The sequence below is a fragment of the Thalassospira sp. UBA1131 genome (genome assembly GCF_002311515.1).
Classification (GTDB): Bacteria; Pseudomonadota; Alphaproteobacteria; order Rhodospirillales; family Thalassospiraceae; genus Thalassospira.
Genome location: NZ_DCAO01000009.1, coordinates 3,056 through 8,323, shown reverse-complemented (window position 1 = coordinate 8,323; position 5,268 = coordinate 3,056). Strand labels below are relative to the sequence as shown.

Genomic DNA, 5,268 nt, shown 5'->3' with positions numbered 1-5,268 from the left:
ACCGGTTCGAACAGGGAGGGGAATTTGCGTTCCGGGTTGATGTTGCCCGATGGCGCGATGCCAATCGTGCCCGTGCAGGCCGGGCCAAGGTCAGACAGGATATCGCCAAACAGGTTCGATGCCACGACGACGTCAAAGCGGTCGGGGTTCATGACAAACTGGGCGGTCAGAATATCGATATGGTATTTGTCCCAGGTGACGTCGGGATAGTTTTTCGCCATTTCGATCACGCGTTCATCCCAATAGGGCATGGTGATCGAAATGCCGTTTGATTTGGTGGCGGATGTCACGTGTTTGCACGGGCGTTTCTTGGCCAGTTCGAACGCGTATTTCAGGATGCGATCAATGCCGGTGCGCGACATGACGGTTTCCTGAATGACGATTTCACGGTCCGTGCCGGGATACATCTTGCCGCCGACCGAGGAATATTCGCCTTCGGTGTTCTCGCGCACGACATAGAAATCAATATCACCCGGTTTGCGACCGGCAAGGGGGGATGGCACGCCGGGCATCAGTTTGGCCGGGCGCAAATTGACGTACTGGTCAAAGTCACGCCGGAACATGATCAGCGATCCCCACAGCGAAATATGGTCCGGCACCGTTTCAGGCCAGCCGACCGCACCAAAGAAGATCGCATCGTGGGGTTCGATCTGAGCGCGCCAGTCATCTGGCATCATTTGGCCGTGCTTTTGATAGTAGTCGCACGATCCGAATTCGAATTCATTAAACACCAGATCGAGATCAAACACTTCGGCGGCGGCCTTAAGCACGCGGATGCCTTCGGGCATGACTTCGGTTCCGATGCCGTCGCCGGCGATGACTGCGATTTTATGGGTGGGGCGTGTCACGGTGCTGTTCTCCGCTGATGTGAGTTTTTGGTGGCTTTTCAGTTTGGGGATTATTGCCTTGATACGGCGTTACGTCGAGCCCCGGAAGCGATCCGGATTACAGTCCGGGTTGCAGCCCGGATACAAGAAAGGCCCCCACCATTGGCAGGGGCCTTTCCGTGTAAGGGTATCTGGAGACTTATCGGCGCCGGAATTCAGGCCTTAGCGATTCTGGCGGTTATCGATCAGGTCATCGACAACACCCGGATCGGCAAGGGTCGAGGTATCGCCAAGCTGATCATATTCGTTGGCGGCAATCTTGCGCAGGATGCGGCGCATGATTTTGCCCGAACGGGTTTTCGGCAGTCCCGGCGACCACTGGATGAAGTCCGGGCTTGCGATCGGGCCGATTTCCTTGCGGACCCATTTGACCAGTTCGGCGCGCAGCTCGTCGGTCGGTTCTTCGCCGGCATTAAGCGTGACATAGGCATAGATGCCCTGACCCTTGATGTCGTGCGGAACGCCAACCACGGCGGCCTCGGCCACCTTGGAATGGGCGACCAGGGCGCTTTCGACTTCGGCGGTGCCCATACGGTGACCCGATACGTTGATCACGTCATCAACACGGCCGGTGATCCAGTAATAGCCATCATCATCACGACGCGCACCATCACCGGTGGTGTAGACGTTTTTGAACGTGCTGAAATAGGTCTGGATGAAGCGTTCATGGTCGCCATAGACCGTACGCATCTGGCCCGGCCAGCTGTCCTTGATGACAAGGTTGCCATCGGTTGCGCCGGTCAGTTCCTTGCCCTCGTTGTCCAGAAGGGCTGGCTGAACACCAAAGAACGGAAGCGTTGCCGAACCCGGTTTCAGGTCGGTCGCACCCGGCAGCGGTGTAATCAGGATGCCGCCGGTTTCGGTCTGCCACCAGGTATCGACAATCGGGCAATTCTTTTTGCCGACATGTTCGTAATACCATTCCCAGGCTTCCGGGTTGATCGGTTCACCCACCGAACCAAGAATGCGCAGGCTGGACAGATCAGCCTTGTTCACAAAGCTTTCGCCTTCGCGCATCAGGGCACGGATCGCGGTCGGTGCGGTATAGAAGATATTGACCTTGTGCTTTTCGCAAACCTGCCAGAAGCGCGATGCGTCCGGATAGCTCGGCACACCTTCAAACATCAGGGTCGTGGCACCATTGGCCAGCGGACCATAAACGATATAGCTGTGACCGGTGACCCAGCCAACATCGGCCGTGCACCAGTAAATATCGCCTTCGTGATAGTCGAAGACATATTCATGGGTCATGGATGCATAGACGAGGTAACCGCCCGAGGTGTGCAGAACACCCTTCGGCTTGCCGGTCGAACCCGAGGTATAAAGGACAAACAGCGGGTCTTCGGCATTGACTTCGGTCGGCGGGCAGTCGGTTGAGGCTGCTTCGCAAACTTCGTGATACCAGACGTCGCGGGCATCGTTCCAGGCAACGTCCTTGCCGGTATGCTTGACGACGACCATTTTCTCGACCGATTTCACACCCGGATGCGACAGGGCCTCATCCGCATTGCGTTTCAGCGGGACCGAACGACCACCGCGCAGACCTTCGTCAGAGGTGATGACGACTTTCGCACCGCAATCCTCGACACGGCCAGCAAGGGCTTCGGGCGAGAAACCGCCGAAGACGATGGAATGGATTGCGCCGATACGCGCGCAGGCCAGCATGGCAACCGCGGCCTCGGGGATCATCGGCAGATAGATGACAACGCGATCACCCTTGGCAACGCCCATCGATTTCAGTGCGTTGGCGAAACGGCAGGTGCGCTCATAGAGATCGCGATAGGTGATGTGTTCGGAGACGTTGGGATCATCGCCCTCGAAAATGATGGCGGTTTGGTCGCCGCGCTTTTCAAGGTGACGGTCAAGGCAGTTGGCCGCGACGTTGAGCGTCCCGTCCTCATACCATTTGATATAGAGGTCTTTGGCGTCGTAGCTGACGTTTTTGACGGTTTTATAGGGTTTGATCCAGTCAACGCGTTTGCCGTGTTCGCCCCAGAAGCCTTCCGGGTCTTCGACCGACTGCTTGTACATGGCGTCGTATTTTGCCTTGTCGATCAAAGCGCCCTTCGCGATGTCGTCAGGTACGGGATAAACGTTCGCAGACATATGTGGCCTCTTGTTCGTTTCCTGTGGTCTCTAGGTCGGCACCGGGGTGCTTTCGATGACTTTTCCAACGGGCTCGAAAAAGGCATCCGTCCGATGCAGTAATTTCGGTGCGGTTCAGAACCTGCTTTGCCACGCTGCCCGGTCCGGTGTGTGATCGGTCCCGTTCAAAGGGGGCGGGCACGGCAAAGCTACTCCTGTCGCTTGCGCCCTATGCTAGTGCGCAGAGAGTATTGAGGGAATACAACTTAAGACGGGGGCGGGCCTCACCGGGTGCGGGTTGGTGGGTGTACGTTTGCCGCAACAGCCGGCGTGGTCGTCGTCTTTGGCCGCCTTGGGTGCCGATCCTTGGTTTTGTTCCCTTATCCAATTGAAATATATCTGAAATTCCGGGCTTCGCCAGTGAAGCCGATTACATTTTTTCCGTGCGCGGATGTGGGACCAGCTTGGTTCGGTTCTGGATTTGACGGAACAAAACAGATACAAAGAAGCCAGCACGTAATCAAATGGTGGGATAATGGATCCGATTTCTTTGGCAGCAGGGGCGCTTGGCGCATCTGTTCTGGCACTTGTCTTTAGCATCATGATGGTCAAGCGCATCAAGGATGCCGCAGAGGCCGAGACGGAGTCGCGCACAGCCCTTCTGGCGTCCCAGCTTGAACATGCGGACAATACCCGGCGTGATCTTGCGACCGAGGTCGCCCAGATGCGTGAAAAGCTTTCCGAGGCATCGGAAAAGCGCGCCATTGCCGAAACCACGGCCAACCGGGTGCCGGTGCTTGAAGCCGAGATGAAGGAGCTTCGCACCGCCCTTGATCACTGGCGCGAAAAGGGGTCCGAGCTTGAGACAGCGCTTGAGAAAGAGCGCGAGGCGGCCAAGGAAAAGCTCGAGATGCTTGAAGATGCCAAGACCAAGCTGCTTGATAGCTTCAAGGCGCTGTCGTCCGATGCGCTTAAGGTCAATAACGACGAATTCATGAAGCTGGCGCGCGAAAACTTTTCCCGCCTGCAGGAAGGGGCCAAGGGCGATCTTGAAAAACGCCAGCAGGCCATTGACGGGATCGTAAAACCCATCCGGGAACGGCTTGAGGCCTTTGATACAAAGGTTAATGAACTTGAAAAAAACCGCAAGGAAGCCTACGGCGAGCTGCGTGAGCAGGTCGGGACCCTGGTGCAATCGCAACACAAATTGTCCAAGGAAACCCAGACGCTGAGCTCTGCCCTGCGGTCCAGTTCGTCGGTGTCGGGCAAGTGGGGCGAATTGCAGCTCAAGCGCATTGTCGAACTGGCCGGGATGCTCAAGCATTGCGACTTTGACGAACAGGTGCACTTCAACACCGACGAAGGTGTTCAGAAACCCGACATGGTCATTCACCTGCCGGGCGGCAAGAATATCGTGGTCGATGCCAAGGCCCCGACATCGGCCTATCTTGAGGCGATTGACGAGAAATATGACGACGATCGCCGCGAAGCCTTGATGGCGACCTATGTCACCAACGTGCGCAAGGTGATCACGGATCTTTCGAAAAAATCATACTGGAAGTCGGTCGACAGTCCGGAATTTGTTGTGCTGTTCCTGCCCGGTGAAAGCTTCTTCTCGGCCGCGCTTGAACGCGACCCGCGTTTGATTGAGGACAGCTTCCGCGACGGGGTGATTTTGGCAACACCGACGACGTTGCTGGGCCTGCTTAAGGCCGTGTCATATGGTTGGCGACAGGAAGCGTTGGCCGAAAGCGCACGTGATATCAGTGAAATCGGCTTGCAGCTTTATGACCGTCTCGGCGCGCTTGCCAAGCATTTCTCATCGATGGGAAAATCGCTTGAAAGTACGGTGAAGCATTACAACAAGACGCTGGGGTCTCTCGAAGGATCGGTTCTGGTGTCGGCCCGCAAGCTCAAGGAAAAGCATATCGTCTCTGATGACCGCATGATCGAGGAACCGTCCCCGTCGGAAACCCATGTGCGCGAAATCACCAAGACGGAATTGCTGGCCGGGCCAAATGATGCGACGCCAGACGCCAAGGATTAAACCAAACCGGTTTGGGCGCAGATCCCTTGTGCGCGACATGGCAGCCATCACGCGCAAATCGGGCTGTTTGCTTGACTTGGGCGTGGGGAAACCTTATCTCGAAGCGCGAAATTCGCTATAATCATATATTGCATCAAGTTCGAAACCGGATCAGAGACCCATGGCCCTGCGTGAAATTCTTATCGTTCCAGACCCGCGCCTGAAAAAGGAATGCGAACCGGTCGAGGAAGTGAATGATGAGATCAAGAC

At 56.3% G+C, this 5,268-nt stretch carries 3 protein-coding genes; 1 reads left to right on the top strand and 2 read right to left on the bottom strand.

Annotated elements, in window-relative coordinates; genetic code table 11:
- A partial coding sequence (locus tag B3Z49_RS01295; RefSeq protein WP_296987666.1) for an isocitrate/isopropylmalate family dehydrogenase occupies positions 1–848 on the bottom strand: 848 nt, incomplete at its 3' end.
- Positions 849–1,049: 201 nt separating this feature from the next.
- Positions 1,050–2,993 (bottom strand): acetate--CoA ligase, encoded by a 1,944-nt coding sequence (gene acs / locus B3Z49_RS01290; protein WP_296987665.1) that lies wholly within the window; start codon positions 2,991–2,993, stop codon positions 1,050–1,052.
- Positions 2,994–3,507: 514 nt separating this feature from the next.
- Between acs and rmuC the strand changes: the two genes are divergently transcribed.
- Positions 3,508–5,019: a DNA recombination protein RmuC gene (gene rmuC, locus B3Z49_RS01285; protein ID WP_296987662.1), complete on the top strand. Its 1,512-nt coding sequence runs from the start codon at positions 3,508–3,510 to the stop codon at positions 5,017–5,019.
- Positions 5,020–5,268 lie beyond the last annotated feature (249 nt).

Bases quoted from the DNA above. Each gene is read 5' to 3' on its own strand.
- acs (WP_296987665.1), bottom strand. From the start codon at position 2,993: ATGTCTGCGAACGTTTATCCCGTACCTGACGACATCGCGAAGGGCGCT.
- rmuC (WP_296987662.1), top strand. From the start codon at position 3,508: ATGGATCCGATTTCTTTGGCAGCAGGGGCGCTTGGCGCATCTGTTCTG.